General features: G+C 76.1%; 15 protein-coding genes and 1 pseudogene. 4 read left to right on the top strand and 12 right to left on the bottom strand.

The annotated features are described in order from the left end of the window. Nucleotides 1-49 precede the first annotated feature (49 nt). The 7 genes from QMQ26_RS27525 to QMQ26_RS27495 all read right to left on the bottom strand — a co-directional run bounded on the left by QMQ26_RS27525 (nt 50) and on the right by QMQ26_RS27495 (nt 7,226). Nucleotides 50-736, bottom strand: coding sequence for a 4'-phosphopantetheinyl transferase family protein (locus QMQ26_RS27525; protein WP_282203062.1), 687 nt, complete (start codon nt 734-736; stop codon nt 50-52). Between the two features lie 5 nt (nt 737-741). Next, a complete protein-coding gene (locus QMQ26_RS27520) occupies nt 742-1,563 on the bottom strand; it encodes a 4-hydroxy-tetrahydrodipicolinate reductase (protein ID WP_282203061.1) in 822 nt (273 codons plus the stop codon). Then, entirely contained in the window at nt 1,560-2,588 is a 1,029-nt protein-coding gene (locus QMQ26_RS27515) for an acyl-CoA dehydrogenase middle domain-containing protein (protein ID WP_282203060.1), read from the bottom strand. Before QMQ26_RS27515 ends, QMQ26_RS27520 begins: the two co-directional genes overlap by 4 nt. After that, nucleotides 2,585-2,875 carry a hypothetical protein gene (locus tag QMQ26_RS27510; RefSeq protein WP_282203059.1) on the bottom strand — a complete coding sequence of 97 codons (291 nt, stop codon included), beginning with the start codon at nt 2,873-2,875 and terminating at the stop codon, nt 2,585-2,587. The genes QMQ26_RS27515 and QMQ26_RS27510 overlap by 4 nt, the downstream gene beginning before the upstream one ends. After that, nucleotides 2,872-4,362 carry a class I adenylate-forming enzyme family protein gene (locus QMQ26_RS27505; RefSeq protein ID WP_282203058.1) on the bottom strand — a complete coding sequence of 497 codons (1,491 nt, stop codon included), beginning with the start codon at nt 4,360-4,362 and terminating at the stop codon, nt 2,872-2,874. The genes QMQ26_RS27510 and QMQ26_RS27505 overlap by 4 nt, the downstream gene beginning before the upstream one ends. Beyond that, nucleotides 4,355-5,533, bottom strand: a complete 1,179-nt coding sequence (locus tag QMQ26_RS27500; RefSeq protein WP_282203057.1) for an acyl-CoA dehydrogenase family protein — start codon at nt 5,531-5,533, stop codon at nt 4,355-4,357. Before QMQ26_RS27500 ends, QMQ26_RS27505 begins: the two co-directional genes overlap by 8 nt. Before the next feature lie 97 nt (nt 5,534-5,630). Continuing rightward, complete coding sequence (locus QMQ26_RS27495; protein ID WP_282203056.1) at nt 5,631-7,226, bottom strand: nitroreductase family protein; 1,596 nt, start codon at nt 7,224-7,226, stop codon at nt 5,631-5,633. A gap of 542 nt (nt 7,227-7,768) precedes the next feature. Between QMQ26_RS27495 and QMQ26_RS27490 the strand changes: the two genes are divergently transcribed. The 4 genes from QMQ26_RS27490 (at nt 7,769) to QMQ26_RS27475 (ending at nt 13,112) form a co-directional block, all read left to right on the top strand. Continuing rightward, a complete protein-coding gene (locus QMQ26_RS27490) occupies nt 7,769-8,593 on the top strand; it encodes a helix-turn-helix transcriptional regulator (RefSeq protein WP_282203055.1) in 825 nt (274 codons plus the stop codon). A gap of 249 nt (nt 8,594-8,842) precedes the next feature. Continuing rightward, a complete protein-coding gene (locus QMQ26_RS27485; RefSeq protein ID WP_282203054.1) occupies nt 8,843-10,510 on the top strand; it encodes a DUF4331 domain-containing protein in 1,668 nt (555 codons plus the stop codon). Then, nucleotides 10,507-11,796, top strand: coding sequence for a class F sortase (locus QMQ26_RS27480; RefSeq protein ID WP_282203053.1), 1,290 nt, complete (start codon nt 10,507-10,509; stop codon nt 11,794-11,796). Before QMQ26_RS27485 ends, QMQ26_RS27480 begins: the two co-directional genes overlap by 4 nt. Then, complete coding sequence (locus QMQ26_RS27475; RefSeq protein WP_282203052.1) at nt 11,793-13,112, top strand: tetratricopeptide repeat protein; 1,320 nt, start codon at nt 11,793-11,795, stop codon at nt 13,110-13,112. Before QMQ26_RS27480 ends, QMQ26_RS27475 begins: the two co-directional genes overlap by 4 nt. Before the next feature lie 21 nt (nt 13,113-13,133). On the opposite strand, the gene QMQ26_RS27470 is transcribed toward QMQ26_RS27475, so the two are convergent. The 5 genes and pseudogenes from QMQ26_RS27470 to QMQ26_RS38385 form a co-directional block, all read right to left on the bottom strand. Continuing rightward, nucleotides 13,134-13,502, bottom strand: coding sequence for a hypothetical protein (locus QMQ26_RS27470; protein WP_282203051.1), 369 nt, complete (start codon nt 13,500-13,502; stop codon nt 13,134-13,136). Between the two features lie 30 nt (nt 13,503-13,532). After that, nucleotides 13,533-15,359, bottom strand: a complete 1,827-nt coding sequence (locus tag QMQ26_RS27465; protein WP_282203050.1) for a nickel/cobalt transporter — start codon at nt 15,357-15,359, stop codon at nt 13,533-13,535. A gap of 258 nt (nt 15,360-15,617) precedes the next feature. Further along, nucleotides 15,618-16,049, bottom strand: a complete 432-nt coding sequence (locus tag QMQ26_RS27460) for a cupredoxin domain-containing protein (RefSeq protein ID WP_282203049.1) — start codon at nt 16,047-16,049, stop codon at nt 15,618-15,620. Between the two features lie 84 nt (nt 16,050-16,133). Continuing rightward, nucleotides 16,134-16,949: a ferritin-like domain-containing protein gene (locus QMQ26_RS27455; RefSeq protein ID WP_282203048.1), complete on the bottom strand. Its 816-nt coding sequence runs from the start codon at nt 16,947-16,949 to the stop codon at nt 16,134-16,136. 208 nt (nt 16,950-17,157) lie between these two features. Further along, nucleotides 17,158-17,499: pseudogene (locus QMQ26_RS38385) on the bottom strand (ferritin-like domain-containing protein); the annotation flags it as partial. Nucleotides 17,500-17,637 lie beyond the last annotated feature (138 nt).

Raw genomic sequence — 17,637 nt, 5'->3', positions numbered from 1 at the left:
TTCTCCCATGTCGGCTTCGATCGGTCGGGGTGCGGCGGCCCGCCGGGGTTCAGCGCGCCGGCAGGTCGGCGACGGCCCAGGCGGTGGGCGGGCGGCCGGTGGCGGTGCGGGTGCCGGCCCGGATGCGGGCGGGGCGGCGGTGGCCGGCGGGGCCGGCGCCGGCGATCTCGACGGCCAGCCGGCCGGGCGGGCCGGCGGGGTGCAGCCGGTAGCGCTTGGGCGGGGTGCGGAAGCCCAGGCCGGAGGCTTTCGCCAGGGCCTCCTTGACGCACCACAGGTGCAGCGGTTCGACCGGCCCGCAGGCCCGGTGCAGGGCGTCGAGTTCGGCGGGGGTGCCGAACCGGTGCAGGTTGCGGGCGGCGGTGTCCCACGCGGTCTCGGCGTCGACGCCCAGGCCCGCGGGGGGCGGGTCGGCGCGGCGCAGCGCCACCACCACCTGGTCCGCGGTGTGGGCGATCGAGAACTGGAGCGGCGGCCGGAGCGCGGCGCCGTCCCAGCAGATCCGGCGGACGGCGGCGGGCCCGGCGAGGCCGATCCGCCGGTGGGTGTCGGGCAGGTCGGGGACCAGGCCGAGCCGGACCAGGCCGGCGGCCAGGGCGTGCCGGGCGGCGTACCGCTGGTCCTGCCGGGCGGCGCCGGTGAAGCCGCCGTGCGGGTCGTCCGGTCCGGCGGGGGCGCCGGGCGGGTGGGCGGCCCGCGCCGCGCCGGGCCGGACCTCGTCCCAGAGCAGCCGCACGGCGCTCACCTCGGTGCGGGCGCGGGGTCGCGCACCACGTCGGCCAGGGTGCGGACGCCCGGCCCGGCGGCGGCCGCGTACCGGATCGCGCGCAGCACGCCGGGCAGGAAGGCGCGGCGGTCCGCCATCCGGTGCAGGACCTCGATGTGCTCGCCGGTGCCGGCCGCGACCAGGCGGTGCTCGCTGAGGGCGTCGCCGAGGCGGAAGGAGGTGACGTCCGGGGCGGGGGCGCCGGGGCCGCGGGCGGTGTGCCAGGCGGCGGCGAGGTGGCGGGCGGTGCCGCTGGGGCGGTCGCGCTTGCCGGCGAAGTGCAGGTCGCTGACGCCCGCGTCCCAGCTGTCGTCGGCGTGGGCGGCGAGGTCGGCGACGAAGCGGGTGACGGCGAGCAGGGCGAGGCTGTAGTTGGCGGCGACCACGACGGGGCGGCGGCGGCCGACCTCGGCCAGCAGGCGGCGGTGCCGGTCGCCGAGGCCGCTGGTGCCGATGACCAGGGCGCAGGGGACGGTGCGGGCCTGGTCGAGCAGGTCGGCGGTGGCCTCCTCGGCGGTGAAGTCGACGACGACCGGGTCCGGGTCGGGCAGGTCGGCGAGGCGGTGCACCACGGGCGCGGCCGGGTCGGGGTCGCGGTCGGGGCCGCGGTCCGGGTCGCGGTCCGGCCGGTGGTCCGGGGCGCGGAGGGTGAGGCGGGCGGAGAGGGCGAGGCCGGGGGCGGCCAGGACGCCCTGCCGGACGACGCCCGCCATCCGGCCGGTCAGTCCGCAGACGGCGACGGGAACGGGGACGGCGGCGGTGGCGGCAGCGGCGGTGGGGACGGCGGGTGCGGTCATGCGGCGACCGCCTCCGGGACCAGGCCCATCCGCCGGGCCAGTTCGTTCTCGACCACCCGCCGGCCGCCGAAGTGGGCCTGGAGGCCGGTGTCGTCGGGGTCGGCGGGCGCGTCCGCCAGGCCGAGTTCGGTGGCCATGTCCTCGGTGGTGCGGGCGGTGCGCCGCAGCAGGTCGACGCAGCTCAGCAGGGTGGCGAGGGCGGCGGTGCCGCCGGGCGCCTCGTCCTTGAAGGCGGCGCCGAACCGGGCGGCGGCCGCGGCCAGCGAGAGTTCGATCTCCAGCTTGCTGAGCTCGTGGGCCAGGTACTGGGAGGTGGAGAGCGCCTCGACGCCCTCACCGGTCCGGGCCAGGGTCCGGCGCAGGTCGGCGACGTCCCGGGCGGGCCGGGCGAGGGCGCGGCGGGCGAACGCCCAGGCGTGGGCGTCGAGGGCGGCGGTCAGGACGCCGTCGAGGGCCCAGTCGACGGGTCGGGAGAGGGCGGCGGGGGCGGCGCCGTCGAGGACGGCCCAGCCGTGGTCGGCGGCCCGTCCGGCGCCGTGCGGGCGGACGCCGGGGGCGTCGTGCGGGACGAGCGCGAGCCGGGTCGCGCCGTCCAGCCGGACGGTGACCAGGGCCGTCTCGGCGTCGCGGGCGGCGTAGCGGTAGCGGCCGTGCAGGGTGGTCCGGTCGCCGTCGCGGTCGGCCCGGACGGCGGGGACGGTGAGGCTGAACAGGGCGTTCGGGGTGTAGAGGCCGAGCGCGGCGGTGACCCGTCCGGTCCGGACGCCGTCGAGCAGCGGGGCGTCGGCCTCGAAGGTGTCGAGCAGCGGCAGGACGCCGTGCACCTGCTCGGTGAGCGCGGCGGCGAGGGCGAACGGGTGCCGCTCCCAGACCTGGTCGAGGGCCCGTTCCAGCTCCCGCTCGGGGCTCCGGACGTCGGCGGTACCGGGGTCGTCGGCGTCGGCGTCGGCCGGCCGGTCGAGGCCGTGGCGGGTGAGCAGCCGGTCGAGGGCGGCCCGCGCGGCCCGGGGGTCGGTGGCGGTCACGCGCGGCCTCCGCGGGCGAGCCGGGCGGTGACGAAGCGGGCGATCGAGTCGACGGAGGACAGGTGCTCGGGGTCGGCCTCGGGGTCGATGACGGCGTCGTAGCGCTGTTCCAGCACCTCCATCAGGTTGATGTAGCCGATGGAGTTGACGCCGGCCCGGTCGAGTTCGCCGTCGGCGGCGCGCAGGTCGGCGACGGTGACGACGCGCCCGGTGGCGGTCTCGACGAGCAGTTCGATCTCGGCGCGCAGGTCGGTGTCGGTGCGGGCCGCCTCGTGGGCTGTGCTCATGCGGGGTTCTCCAGTCCGTGCGGGGTGGGGTCGGCGGCCCGGGCGTCCCGGACCAGGCGGCGCAGTTCGGTCGTCCGGGCCTTGCCGACGGTGGAGCGCGGGATGGCGGGCAGGAAGGTGACGCGGCCGGGGACCTTGAAGGGGGCGAGCCGGGCGCGGCAGGCGTCGACGACCTCGGCCCGGCCGAGCCGGCCGGTGCCGGCGAGTGCGGCGTGCAGCACGGTCTCGCCGTTGTCGTCGGTGTCGGCGAAGACGGCGGCGTCGGTGACGCCGTCGAGGTCGAGCAGGGCGCGTTCGACCTCGGCGGGGTCGATCTTGCGGCCGGCCAGGTTGATCGGGCCGCCGAGCCGGCCGGTGACGAACAGCCGGCCGTCCTCGATCCGGCCGAGGTCGCCGGTGCGGTAGTAGCCGTCGGGGTCGAGCCGTTCGGCCAGGGCGCCGGGGGCGTTGAGGTAGCCGGCGGCCATCGAGTCGGTCCGGACCCGGACCTCGCGCTCGCCGGTGGGCAGGTCGACGGTCCGGACCGAGACGCCGGGCAGGGCGGTGCCGAGCCCCTCGGTGCGCTCGGGGTCGCGTTCGTAGGTGCAGGGGCCGGTCTCGGCGATGCCGTAGTAGTCGGCGATCCGGACGCCGTACCGGGCCTCGAAGGTCCGCCGGACCTCGGGGTCGAGGACGGCGGCGGCGGAGACCGCCCGGGTGACGGTGGCGAACGCGGCGGCGTCCGGCCGGGGGGCGGCGGCGAGCAGCCGGTAGGCGAGCGGGAAGGCGACCAGCCGGGTGGCGGCGGCCCGGGCGACGGCCCGGGCGATGCCGCCGGAGGTGGGCAGGCCCTGGTAGAGGTGGAGTTCGGCGCCGACGGTGAAGACCGGCAGCAGCGAGGTGTTGAACGCCAGCCCGTTGGTGAAGCCGGCCAGGCAGAGCACCCGGTCGTCGGGGCCGAGTCCGGTGCCGGCCGCCCAGGTCCGGGCGGCGGCGGTGACGGCGTCGGCGGTGAACTCCAGGCACTTGGGCGCGCCGGTGGTGCCCGAGGTGAACCGGCAGGTGGCGGTATCCGGCCCGGGCGCGGGCGCGTCGCCGCGGCCGCCGGGCAGGACGGTCAGCGCCAGCGCGCTGCCGGGCACCGCCCGCGGCGCGCCGCCGAGCGGGAACGGCCGGTCGGCGTCGTGCAGGAAGGCCGGGACGCCGCAGCTGCGGCGGATGCCGTCGAGTTCGGCGGCGCCGAAGGTGGCGTCGATCAGGAACGGCAGCCGGCCGGCCACCAGCAGGGCGTAGTAGGAGACCAGGTAGTCGGCGCTGTTGGCGGCGTGCACGCCGACGTCGGCGGTGTCGGGGCCGAGCAGCGCGTCCAGGGTGCGGGCGCGGGCGCGGACGAGTGCGCCGAACCGGGCGTAGTCGAGCGCGTCGCCGCCGGCCACGACGGCGCGCCGTCGGCCGTGTTCGGCGCAGGCGGCGAGGAACGCGGCGCCGAGCCGCCGCGGGTCAGCCACGGCGGGCCCCGTCCCGGCCGGCGGGCGCGAGGTCGAGTTCGGCGCGGCAGGCCATGCTGTGGTTGGCGATGGTCAGCATGGTGGTCTGGCTGCCGCCGGACATCCGGAAGCCGCGGAGCTGGGCGTGGGCCCGCAGCGAGGGGCTGTCCCACATGTAGCCGGCGCCGCCCTCCAGGTCGGTGGCGAGGGTGGCGAGTTCGTTGGCCCGCTCGACGCAGAACCACTTGAGTTCGGCGATCTCGGGGACGGTGCTGCCGCCGGCGGTGACCCGCAGGTAGGCGTCGGCGATGCCCGCCTCCATCAGCTCCTGGTGGGCCCGGGCGCGGGCCAGCGCGTGCGCGTTGACCGGCCAGGCGCCGAGCGGCCGGCCGCCGAGGGTGCGGCGGCGCACGTGCTCGGTGACGTGGTCGAGCAGGGTGCGGTGGGTGAAGTAGGCGTCGGCGGCGATCAGCAGCCGCATCCGGGACATCACCCGGTTCCAGCGCATCAGCTGGCTGATCCCGCTGCGCGAGACGACCTGCCCGGCGGGCACCCGGACGCCGTCGAACTCGACCTGGGCGGAGTCGACGCTGCGGGTGCCGAACTTGTCGTACACCTCGGTGACCCGCACGCCGGGGGTGGTCTTCTCGACGGCGATGATGGCGGGCGCGCCGTCGAGGACGGCGCTGACGAAGCACAGGTCGGCGGTGGCGCCGTTGATGACGAACTTCTTCCGGCCGTCGAGGACGATCCGGGAGCCGTCGGTGGTCGCCGTGGTGGGCTGTTCGGCGGACGGGTCGGTGTCGCACTGGCAGGCGACCAGGTCCCCGGCCAGCAGCGCGGGCAGGTAGCGCTCGCGCAGGGCCGGGTCGCGGGCGGCGGCCAGCCAGTCCCCGGCGATCTCGTTCTGCACGTGCATGGCGAGGGCGATGCCGCCGTCGCGGGCGCCGGCCATGGCCTCGCCGAGGACCAGGGCGCCGAGCAGGCCAAGGCCCTGGCCGCCGAGGTCGCGGGGCAGCGAGACGCCCATGAAGCCGTTCGCGGCGAGGTCCTGCCAGGTCTCGCGGCGCAGGCGGCCGTCGGGCCCGGTGCGCCACTTGTCGAGCCACTGCGGGGTGAAGTGGTCCGCCGCCCGGGCCCGCAACTCACGGTGACCGTCCGTCAGGTGCGCGGACAGGATGCTGTTGCTCAACATGGAAACCACACGCTGCTCTCTGTGATCGGGTCTCGGCGTGATCGGGTCTCGGCGCCGGCGTCCGGCTCGGCCGCGGGTCCGGTCCGTGCCGGGCTCAGCCGGGCTGCTGCCGGGGGTCGCGGGCGTGGCTGTAGGCGATCGGGGCCCGGTCCCACTTGACGGCGTTCTCGTCGGCGACGCCGACCGCGACGACGTAGATGACCTCCTCCTGGTCGTCCAGCAGGGCGAGTTCGGCGATCCGGCCGGCGTCGAAGCCGCCCAGGCAGGTGATCCCGACGTGCTGCGCGGCGGCGCCGAGGCAGAGCCGCTGGGCGGCGCTGGCGGCGTGGAAGTGCAGTTCGGCCAGGCCCTGCTGGCCGCGTTCGCCGAGCAGTTGGCGGACCGGGGCGTGCAGGGCGACCAGGGCGGCGCAGCCGGCCGCCACGCCCTGGTTCATGCAGGCCGCGACCACCGCCTCCTCCGAGCCGCCGTCACCGCCGACCGGCAGCAGCCGGTGCCCGTCCGGGTCGTACTCGTAGGCGCCGGCCGGCAGTCCGTCGACGTTGCGGACCAGCAGCCGCAGCCCGGCCAGCGGCCCGTCGGCGCAGTCGACGGCGATGCCGCCGCGGACGGCGGCCAGCGCCCGGCCGAGCGCGTCGGCGTCGAGCGGTTTCGCCAGGAAGCCCTTGGCGGACTGCCGGTCGAGCACGACCGCGCCGAAGTCGGCGAGCGGGTCGGCGTCCCGGCCGGTCAGCGCCAGCGGCGCGGTACCGGCGGCGGCCGGGCGGATCGCCGGGGTGGTGCCGAACCGCCGGGCCAGGTCGCGGGGTTGGTGGTAGGTGCTGACCGGGCTGACCAGGTCCCAGGCTTCGCGTTCGGGCCCGTCGGGCTGCTCCAGGCCGCGGCCGCCGTCGTGCCACCAGATCGGCACCGCGAACGGGTTGGTCCGCGGGGCGCGGCCGGGCCCGACGGCCGCGGGCCCGGTCGGCGCGGGCCCGGCGGGGGCGGTCAGGGTGACCAGCGCCTGGGGTTCCCGGCAGAGGTTCTCCAGGCCGAAGAGCCGGGACAGGGCGCGGCGGTCGAAGCGCAGCCGGACGGCGGGGGCGAAACCGGCGTCGGCGGCGGCCAGCGCGATGTTGGTGGCGGCGTGGGCGCTGTCGAGGTGGGTGTAGAGGTAGCCGCGCCGCCCGTACTTGCGCATGGCGTGCCAGGGCCGGGCGACCACCGCGACCACGGCGGCGGGCAGTTCGGCGGGGTGCGCGCCGTCGGCGGCGAGCGGATCGGCGACGAGCGGGTCGGCGGTGAGCGGATCGGCGGCGAGCGGGTCGGTGGGCCGGGCGGAGCCGGCCAGCAGGTCGGCCAGGTCGCGGCGGCCGACGGCGGCCAGTCGGCGCAGGCTGCAACCGGCCGCGTCGTAGTGGTAGAGCGCGTACGCGGGGCCGTCCTGGAACGCCACCAGCACCTCGAAGGGGTAGAGCGCCCCGGCGGACGGCGTGGTGCGGGCCCGCATCAGGGTCTTGCCCTTGGTGATCACCGCGCCCGAGCGTTCGCCGTACCCCAGGCCGAGGGCCGCGGCGATCCGCGTCCACTGGACGCTCAGGCCCGGGTCGGGCCGGCCGGCGGCCGGGGAGACGGCCTCCAGGTTCGATCGCAGGCGCGTCTCGTTCCAGAACCCGGCCAGCAGCGGATTGGTCAACTCTTCGACGCCCATAGGTCCTCTCGCGTTCTCGGATCGGTGGTGATGCACCTCGGGGAACGGGGTCGGCCCCGGATCGGATCGGCGTTCCGGGTCGGCGCGGGTCGACCGGGTCACGGCTCGGCGCGTCGGAGAACGGCCGTGGTGGAACCCCGCCCGTCGGTGTGTGTCCACGATCCGTCTCTCATGGTGAGACGGTACCGACCACTCAGCGGCCACTCGCAAACCAACCAGCCGACCGCCGAGGCTGTCCAGCGAACGCCGATGGCTCAGTCCGGCCATGGCCCCGACCGGCCGTCGGAGCACGAAGCAGCCGCACCCCGCGCTGTGACGCAGGCCACATCGCACCGCTGTCCGATGGCTGAGATGTGGGTTGTTCGGCTCGCGGACCGTGGCGCAGCATGGTTGCTGTTCGTGCACGCGGTGCAACCGACCGTGCGCGCCCCCTCGGGGACCGCGCACCGGTCGCAGTCGATACGGGGGTGTCGAGAAGACCTGGGGGCGCGCTCATGCAGCTTCAGCCCGACCGGCGCGAGCCGTCGTTACCCGAGGCCCAGATGGGCCGCATCCTCCACTCGGCCCGCCAGGCCATCGGCGAACTGGCTTGCAAGGTCGACGAGTTGGACCGCAGACTGGCCGAGATCCGGACCGGCGCGCTCCCCGCCCACCTGGACCGGCTGAGCGGTCACGGAGTGGAGGTGTTCCGGGGCGAGTCCGAGGTCCGGCAGCTGCTGGAGGACACCGTCGCGACGGCCACCGGCCGAATCCTCAGCATGCACCCCGGGACGCCGCTGCCGGCGTCGCTGCTGCTGGCCGCCCGCCGCCGGGACGAGGAGGTGCTGGGGCGCGGGGTGGCCGTCCGGACCATCCACAGCGAGTCGCTGCTCCGGGTGCCGCGCGGCCGGGCCCACCTGAAGGCGCTGCGCCGGGCGGGCGCGCAGATCCGCACCTCGGCGACCCTCCCCTACCGGCTGACCGTGCTCGACACCGGCCTCGCCCTGGTCCCGGCACCGACCGGCGGGGCCGGCGGGGCCGGCGGGGACTGTGCGGAGCCCGCGGTCGCAGTGGTGCGCAACCCCGACCTGGTCAGCCTGTTCGCGCAGACCTTCGAGTTCTGCTGGCAGGACGCCCGGCCGGCCGAACTCGCCCCGCCCACCCGCACCGGCCCCACCGCGCGCCAGTACCAGGTGCTGCGCCTGATGCAGCTCGGCTACAAGGACGAGGCGATCGCCCGGGAGATCGGCGTCTCCTCCCGCACCATGCGCCGCATCGTCCGGGAGCTGCTGGAGCAGCTCGACGCCACCAGCCGGTTCAGCGCGGGCATGGCCGCCCAGGCCCGCGGCTGGCTGGTCCCGCCGCGCCCGCACGACGGCTGCCGCTGACCCGGCGGGGGCCGGGACTACCCCCATCGAGTGCCGCGTCCGACCGACACCTCCCTGACGGCCCAGCAACGAGCGCGGCCGGGACGGGGCCGTGGTGCTCTTATCTCGGGCTTACACCTGCGGTCATCTGACGGGTTCTCAGGTCTGCCCCCGACCGCCGCCACCGGAGCCGGCGGTTCGGAACGCGCGGTCCCCTTTCCCACGGGGCCGCGCGGTGCGATCCGGGTCCCCCTCACGAAAGCGCAGATCATGCAGCGTCCGCCGTCCTCGAAGCTGTCCTCCCTCGCCCGCCGTTCCGAGAAGCCCATGGCGGGCCTCGGGGTGCTGGCCCTCGCCGCCGCCGGCGCCCTCGTCGGCCTCGCCCCCGGCGTGGGCCACGCCTCCAGCCACCGGGAGGCGCCGCTCATCTCGGGCGACCCGCGGGCCGACAACACGGACGTGTACGCGTTCGTCAGCCCGGACAAGCCCGACACCGTCACCCTGGTGGCGAACTGGATTCCGTTCGAGGAGCCGAACGGCGGCCCGAACTTCTATCCGTTCGCCGACGACGCGCACTACACCATCAAGATCGACAGCGACGGCGACGGCAAGCCCGACACCACCTACACCTGGGCGTTCGCCAGCCACTACCGCGACGACGCCAACCAGTTCCTGTACAACACCGGCGTGGTGAAGTCGCTGGACGACCCGAACCTGAACTACCGCCAGACCTACACCCTCACGGTCACCGGCCCGGACGGGAAGTGCAAGGTCCTGCTCAAGGACGCCCCCGTCGCGCCGTCGAACGTCGGCAAGGCGTCGATGCCGGACTACGGCTCGCTGCGCAAGCAGGCCGTCGTGGACCTCCCCGACGGCGGGCAGACCTTCGCCGGCCAGGCCGACGACCCGTTCTTCCTCGACCTGCGGGTCTTCGACCTGCTCTACGGCGGGAACCTCAAGGAGTCCGGCCACGACACCCTGACCGGCTACAACGTCAACACCATCGCCATCCAGGTGCCGAAGACGAGCCTGGCGCTGAAGGGCGACGCCGAGCGCAACCCGGTGATCGGGGTGTGGTCCACCACCGACCGCAAGGGCGCGGTCGTCGCGGACAAGGGCGGCGAGGGCAAGGCCGGCGCGGACAAGGGCGGCGAGGGCAAGGGCGGCGGGAACAAGGGCGGCGAGGGCAAGGCCGAGGGCGACTGGCGGCAGGTGTCCCGGCTGGGCAACCCGCTCGTCAACGAGGTCGTCGTGCCGATCAAGTACAAGGACGCCTTCAACGCGCTGACCCCGGACCAGGACCACACCGTCACCCCCGTGGTCGACAAGGTCAAGGACCCGATCGTGCCCAAGCTCGTCCAGAGCATCTACGGCATCCCCGCCCCGGCGGCGCCGCGCAACGACCTGGTGGAGATCTTCCTGACCGGCATCTGCAAGGCGTGCGGGCCGGTCCAGGCCGACCTGAACTCGCAGCTGCTCAACAAGGACGTCAAGAAGGACGCCTTCGTGCCCTCCGAGGAGCTGCGCCTGAACATGGGCGTCGCCCCGGCCGCCGCCCCCAACCGGCTCGGCGTGCTCGCCGGTGACCTGGCGGGCTTCCCCAACGGTCGCCGCCTGGCCGACGACGTCGTCGACATCACCCTGCAGGCCGCCGAGGGCGCCGCGCAGACCGGGACCCTGGTGCCCGCGCTGGCCGCCGGTGACGGCGTGAACGCCAACGACCACGCCTTCGGCCACCACTTCCCCTACGTGGCGCTGCCGAACACCGCCGCCGTGAACCAGGCCGTCTCCGACAACCCGGGCGGCTCCGTCGAGGCCGGCTTCGGCGGGCTGTCCGTCAGCGGCTTCCCGGTCGCCGGCGCAGCCGCGATGGCCGGTGGCGTGCTGGTGTCGGCGGCGGGCGTGCTGGCGCTGCGCCGCCGCTCCGCCCGCTCGTGACACCGCCCGAACGGGCCGGCCGGCCGCTCCCCGCGAGCGGCCGGCCGGCCGTCGTGCGGGCCCGGGCCGCCCTCACCCGGGCCGGCGCCGCCGCAGCAGCCGTCCGCGCCGCCCTGACCCGCGCACGGGAGAGCCGTCCGCCGGTCGGCCCGGGTGCGGAGCAGGGCGGGACGGCCACCGACCGGACCGGTGCGGCCGCGACGCGGGACAGCGAGGCCGCGACACGGGACAGCGCTGCCGGCCGCGACGCCCCGACCCGCGCGGAGGAAGTCCGCCCGCCCGCCGGCCCGGGTGAGGAACGCGGCGAGACGGTCGTCGATCGGGCCCGTGCCGCCGCGACGCGAGCCGGGGCCGCCGTCCGCAGCGCCCTGACCCGTACGCAGGAGGCTCGCCCGCCCGCCGACCCGGATCGGGAGCGCGGCGAGACGGTCGTCGGCCGGGTCGGTGCGGGCGTGGCGCGAGCCGGGGCCGCCGGCCGCGACGCCCTGACCCGCACGCAGGAGATCCGCCCGCTCGCCGACCCGGGCGGGCAACGCGGTGAGACGGTCACCGGCCGGGCCCGGGCCGCCGTCCGGGCGTTCGGGCCGTGGCGGGTGGTGGGGGTGGGTGCGGTGGCGGCGGGGCTGGCGTTGGCCGGGCTCGGGGTGGCGGCCGTCGTCGACCGTCCGGCGGTGCCCGCCGTCGCGCAGGGCGTCGACGTCGGCGAGTTGCCCGCCACCGTGCACGGCGCGGCACCCGTCGCCGCGCCGACCGCGTCGGAGGCCGGCCGCGCGCCGGTCGCTCCGCCCGTCCGGCTGCGCATTCCCCGGATCGGTGTCGACACCGGGCTCAGTGACCTCCAGGTGCAGGAGGACGGGCACCTCGCCGCGCCCGCGGACCCGGACGTCGCGGGCTGGTGGAGCCAGGGCCCCGCCCCGGGCGGCCCCGGGACCGCGGTGATCGTCGGCCACGTCGACTCCCTGACCGGCCCGGCGGTGTTCGCGGGCCTGTCCGTGCTGCGTCCGGGCGACGGCATCGACGTCCTGGCGGCGGACGGGACGAGCACCGCCTTCACCGTCCAGGCCCTGCGCAGCTACGACAAGCAGGGGTTCCCCGCCGAGCAGGTCTTCGGCGACACCCCCGGACCGAGCCTGCGCCTGATCACCTGCGACGGCGTCTACGACCACGGACAGCACGCCTACCCCGCCAACCTGGTGGTCTTCGCCGTCCCGGCGCAGGCCGCCGCCTCCGCCGCCCCGACCGGCGGAACGCCCCCGCCCACCCAGCACCCCGGAGTACCGCAGTGAACCGACGCCGCCGTCTGCTGCCCGCCGCCGTCGCCACCGCCCTCGGCGTGGGCCTGTTCCTGGCCGGCGGCCTCGGCCTCGCCCCGCAGCGCGGCGGTGCCCCGGCCCCGGAGCGGCCCCCCGGCCAGGACACCGCCGACACCGGTCTGGCCGGGGACATCCGCGGGTTGCAGGAGCACCTGCGGAGCACGCCCGACGACGCCCTCGCGATGGCCTCCCTGGGCCTGGCGTACGTCCAGCAGGCCAAGATCACCGCCGACCCGTCGTACTACCCGAAGGCGGAGGACGTCCTCACCCGCTCGCTGCGGACCGACCCCGACGGCAACTTCACCGCGATGGCCGGCATGGCCGCCCTCACCGGCGCCCGCCACGACTTCACCGCGGCCCTCGACTGGTCGCAGCGGGCGATCGCGATCAACCCCGACAACTCCACCCTCTACGGGACGCTCGCCGACGCCTGCACCCAACTCGGCCGCTACCCCGAGTCGTTCGACGCCGCGCAGCGCATGGTCGACCTCAAGCCAGGCACCCCCTCCCTCGCCCGCGCCTCCTACACCTGGGAGCTGCGCGGCGACACCGCCGCGGCCACCGCGCTCATGAAACGCGCCCTCGACGACGCCAACACCGCCGCCGACCGGGCCTTCGCGCTCTACCACCTCAGCCTGCTGGCGCTCGGCGGCGGCGACCCGGCCACCGCCCTCGCCCAGGCCGAGACGGGCCTGCGCGCCGCCCCCGGCACCGCCTCGCTGCTGGAGGCCAGGGGCCGGGCCGAGGCCGCGCTCGGCCGCAGCGACGAGGCCGTCGCCGACCTCCGGCGGGCGACCGCCCAGGTGCCGCAGCCCGAGTACGTCCTCGAACTCGGCGAGCTGCTCCAGTCGTTGGGCCGCACCGCGGAGGCCGAGGAGCAGTACCGGGTGCTGCGCGCCGAGTGGAAGCTGTTCACCGACAACGGCGTGGCACTCGACGCCGACGCCGCCCTGTTCGAGGCCGACCACGGCGACCCGGCCACCGCCGTCGCGATCGCCGAACAGGGCCTGCGCACCCGCCCGTTCCTGGACACCCACGACGCCTACGCCTGGGCCCTGCACGCCGCCGGCCGCGACACGGAGGCCCTGCGGGAGTCCGACCAGGCGCTCGCGCTCGGCACCCGCAACGCACTCTTCCACTACCACCGCGCGGTGATCCTGCGCGCGCTCGGCCGGAACGACGAGGCCCGCACCGAGTTCGGGACGGCGCTGGCGACCGACCCCGCCTTCCACCCCCTGCACGCCCCCGCCGCCCGCGCCGCCCTGGCCGAACTCGCGCCCGGGAGCTGAGCCCCGGGCCCGCCGGGGCCGTCACTTCGGCGGCGGCGCCGCCACGTGTCCCGCGTCGCCGCCCAGACCGGTGTACAGCTCCGTCCACCGGCGGTCGACGGCCGTCGGCGGCTTGCCGTCACAGTACGTCTTGGTCCCGTTGGCGGTGTAGAACCGCATCATCTCCAGCACGGCCGTCGGATCGGACTTCTCACCGCCGGTGTACCTGGTGCCCGGTTCCCGGCTCTGGTGCGGGAGGCAGCTCGGCGACGGCGTGCCGGGCTGGGCGTCGAAGCTCCCGTCCTGCTCCCCGCCGCCGCAGCCGGTGAGCAGCGCGGCGGCTGCGGCGGCGACGGCGAGGAGCAGGAACGGGCGGGTGGGGCGGGTCGGGCGGGTACGGCTGCGGTCCACGGGGGTCTTCCTCCGACGGGTACGGGTGGTTCAGAGGGTCGAGGGCAGGCTGCGGACGACCAGTCCCAGCCCGACGGTCAGGATCAGCAGCGCGGTGAGCAGCCCGCTGTACGGGGCGAGCCGGTGGATGCGCCCGGCGACCGACCCGCTCCGCACCGCAGCCAGCCGGTCGCCGACCCGGACCAGCAGCAGGCCGACGGCGGTGAGGGTCGCGGCCATGCCCACGCCGTACGCGACCACCAGGGCCGCGCCGAACAGCGTCCGGCCGAGGGCGATCGCGCCGAGCAGCACCACCAGCGCGGACGGGCTGGGGACCAGGCCGCCGGCGATGCCGAGACCGATCAGGCTGCGCCGGCTCGTGGCGGCGGCGTGGTCGTGCCGGTGGTGGCCGCCGAACAGGCCGTGGCGGTGGCCGTGGTGACCGTGGTGACCGTGCGTCAGGTGTCCGCCGTGGTCATGACCGTGGTCGTGGTCGTGGTCATGGCTGTGGTCATGGTCGTGATCGTGCGGGTGGTCGTGATCGTGATCGTGGCTGTGCGGGTGCTCGTGGTCGTGCTCGGCGACCGCCGTGTGCGCGTGGCCGTGGTCGTGCTCGGCGACCGCCGTGTGCGCGTGGCCGTGGTGGGTCTCGGCGTGCGGGTGGTGGCCGTCCGGTTCGGGGTGCGGGTCGTGGTCGTGCGGGGTGCCTGCGGCGTGGGCGGCGGCGTGGGCGAGTTCCCTGGACTCCCTGGCCTCGGCGTCGTCGGCGCCCGGTTGGGGGTGCGGGAGGCGGCCGTGCGTGCGGGCCTGGCGGGAGCGGCGGACGGCGTCGCGCAGCAGGCCGGCTCCCACCAGGACGACCAGCGCGCCGCTGAGCACGCCCAGCCAGCCCAGCAGCACGTCGCCGGCCAGCGAGGAGAACGTGGTCAGGCCCAGGCCGATGACGATGACCCCGGCGGTGTGGGTCACCGTGACGGTCGCGCCGACGGTGACGGCGTCGCGGGTGCGCCCGCGCCGGCCGGCCAGGTAGGCCGCCATCACCGTCTTGCCGTGCCCGGGCAGCAGGGCGTGACCGGCGCCGAGCACGAGGGAGAGCAGGACCGCGAGCAGGCCCAGCGGGACGGTCAGCCGCTCGGCGGCGCCGATCCCGGCGAGGCGGGTGTTCAGGCCGGCCAGCCAGGCGGTCGGCCCGGAGCCGTCCGCCCGGACGGCCGCCGCCCCGGCGGGTGCGGCGGCGCCACCGGGCCGGGCCAGGAACCGGGCGTGGGTGACGCCGCTGGGGCTGTCCAGCAGGTCCCTCGGGTAGTCCCGCAGTTCCTTGGAGACCGACTCGGCCGGGACGTCGGAGCCGTTCAGCGTCACGCCGTCGCCGCGCGCGGTGATCTCGTTCCAGCCCACCCGGCCCGGGTCGTTCCCGGCGGTCACCAGGATCTCGCTCCCGGCGGCGGGCAGCCGCAGGTCGGCGTGGAGCACGCATTCGAGCCGGCTGGTGCGCAGGCCGGCCGAGCCGTCCTCGTAGCGGAACCGCGCCGAGTCGGTCCGCCAGGTCAGCGGCGTCGCGTCCGGACCGGCCGTCACCCGGAGGTGCTGGACCGTCAGGCCGCACTGCGCGTCCGCCCAGGCCGCGCGTTCGGCGTCGTCGGCGGTGCCGTCGCCGTCGCGGTCGATCTTCGGCTGCTCCTGGAGGGTGGGGATCTCGGCGGCGTCGGTGACGGCGAGGGCCTCGACGGTGTCGGGCCGGACGGTCAGGCCGAGGTAGTGGTTGAGGGAGAAGTTGCCCAGCGGGTGGGCGTCGGCGGCGGGTGCGCCGACCGCCAGCAGGCACAGGGTGGCCGCCGCGGCGGCACCTGTTCTGGCAAGGAATCGCGCTGCCTCCACGCGGGCCTCCAGGGAGACGGCCGGGCGGTCCACGGCCGACGGGCCCGGCCCGGCGGGGAAGAGGGGATCGGGGCGAGACACCCCGGCACCACCTTGGTGCCCGTTCGCCCCGCCGGGGACCGGCACCGCCGCGACCTGCCGGGGGGTCACCCGCACGGGGCAACCGCGGGAGCGCGCCCGGTGCCGGGCCCGCCCTCCCGTCGGGGGCGGCGGGCGCCGCGGGTCACGGCCGGGGCTACTTGACGGTGAGGGTGCCGGTCATGAACTGGTGGATGGTGCAGAGGTAGGGGTAGGGGCCGGGGTGTCCGGGGCGGTGAAGGTCGCGGTGGCGCCGGGGGCGATGCTGCCGGTGTCGAAGGCCTTCTGACCGGCCGAGGTCAGGGTGTGGGTGGTGGAGTCCTGGTTGGTGACGGTGACCGTGGCGCCGGGGGCGACGGTGAGGGTGTCGGGGCTGAACTTGAAGTCCTTGATCGACACGGTGGTCGCCGCGGTGCTGCTGGAACTGCTGCTGCTGGAGGTGCCGGTGCTGCCGGAGGGCGCGCCCGGGCTGTTCGAGGCCGCGGCGCTCGGGCCGGTGGACGTCGACGACGGGGCGGGGGCGCTGCTGGAGCACCCGGCGGCGGCCAGGACGGCGGTGAGGGCGACGGCGAGGACGAGGGCGGCCGACGGCCGTCCGGTGGTGCGGGTCACGGAAGGGCCTTCCCTTGACGCGGGCGGAGTTCCCAGCGTGCCGGGCCCGGTGGGGGTACCGGGTCCGGCGCGCGGGGGACTCGTTCAGACGGTGAGGAGGGTGGGGTTGGCGGCCTTGTCGACGGGGAGGAAGTCGTCGGGGACGGGGTACTGGCCCAGGACGTAGTGGAGGATGGCGGCGTGCATGGCCTCGACGGGGGCGATGGTGGCGGCGGTGGCGATGCCGCCGGGGCTGGTGACGTTGTAGGTCGCGAACAGGTAGGTCTGCGCGGCCTGGTTCTCGAGTTGGAGGGCGAGTTGGGCGACGTCGCCGACGGTGGCGGCCTTGCCGAGGGCGTCCAGGGTGGCGGGCTGGTTGGAGAGCGGGACGTCGGTGATCGCGGGCTTGCCCGCGCCGGTCAGCACGGCGTTCCAGGCCTTGGCGTGGTCGGCGTGCTGGCCCATCGCGGTGGTGATGAAGGTGGCCACGGCGGGCGGGACGGTGCCGAGCTTGCCGGCCTTGGCGGCGTCCAGGGCGGCCTGGTAGGCGCCCACGGCCTGGTTCTCCAGCGCGGTGGCCAGCGCCACCACCTTCAGGTCCCCGGTGTACTGGCCCGACGCCGAGCCGGACGCGGCGCCGGAGGCGGGCGCGGAGGAGGCGTTCGGGGCGGGTGAGGTGGCGGACTTGCCGCTGGAGCAGGCGGCCAGGGTCAGCGCGGCGGCGGCCCCGCCCACGCCCAGCAGGAAACGCCGACGGCCGGGGCCGGGCTCCTGGAGGGCGGGCCGGGTGCGCAGCTCGGCGGCCAGGTCGAGGGCGCCGGCCCGCATCGCGGGCAGGGTCTCGCGGTGGGCCTGCTCCATGTCCCACGTCAGGCGCGCCAACTGCTGTTCGCTGATCGGCAGTTCCCAGTCGGTGCTCACTTGACGGCCCCCTCGGTGATCGGCGAAGCGTTCTCGGTCTTGTAGAAGGTGTCGGGGAAGCCGACGCTGCCGCGGCGGCGGGCAGCTTGGCCGGGTCGACGGGGATGGCGATCAGGTCGGCGGCGTTGCCCGCCAGCAGGGCCTGCACGGCCAGCAGCACCGCGCGGTGCTGCGCCTCGACCGGGGCCACGGAGGCGAAGAGCTTGCGCAGTTCGGGCGAGGAGACCTGGGAGACGTTCTTGGTGTAGGTCTGCGCGGCCACGTCCTCCAGGGTGATGGCCAGCTTCACCACGTCCGCGGGGCCCTTGATGGTGGGCAGCGTCTGGTCGACGACCGTCTTGTACTTCGGGTCGGGCTGGTTCTGGGCCTTGCCGCCGGCCTGGGTGGCGGCGGAGTTGAAGGCCTGGGCGTGGGCCTGGTGCTGGGCGGTGGTCTTGGTGATGAACGCGGCCACCGTCTTGTTGCCGTCCTTGATGAACGGCAGGGCGGCGGCGCTCTGGTAGACGCTCACCGCGAGGTTCTCGATCGACGCCGCGGTCTGCAGCGCCATCACGTCGTCCGCGCTCGCCGAGGCCGAGGCGGCCAGCGCCCGCGAGGTGCCCCACAACGCGGCGGCGCCCGCCGCGCCGGCCAGCACCCCGCCGCGCTGCCACCAGCGCCGACGCGGTTCGGTCACCTGCTCGAACCC

The sequence above is a fragment of the Kitasatospora fiedleri genome, assembly GCF_948472415.1.
GTDB lineage: Bacteria > Actinomycetota > Actinomycetes > Streptomycetales > Streptomycetaceae > Kitasatospora > Kitasatospora fiedleri.
This window is presented reverse-complemented; position numbering and strand designations above follow the sequence as displayed.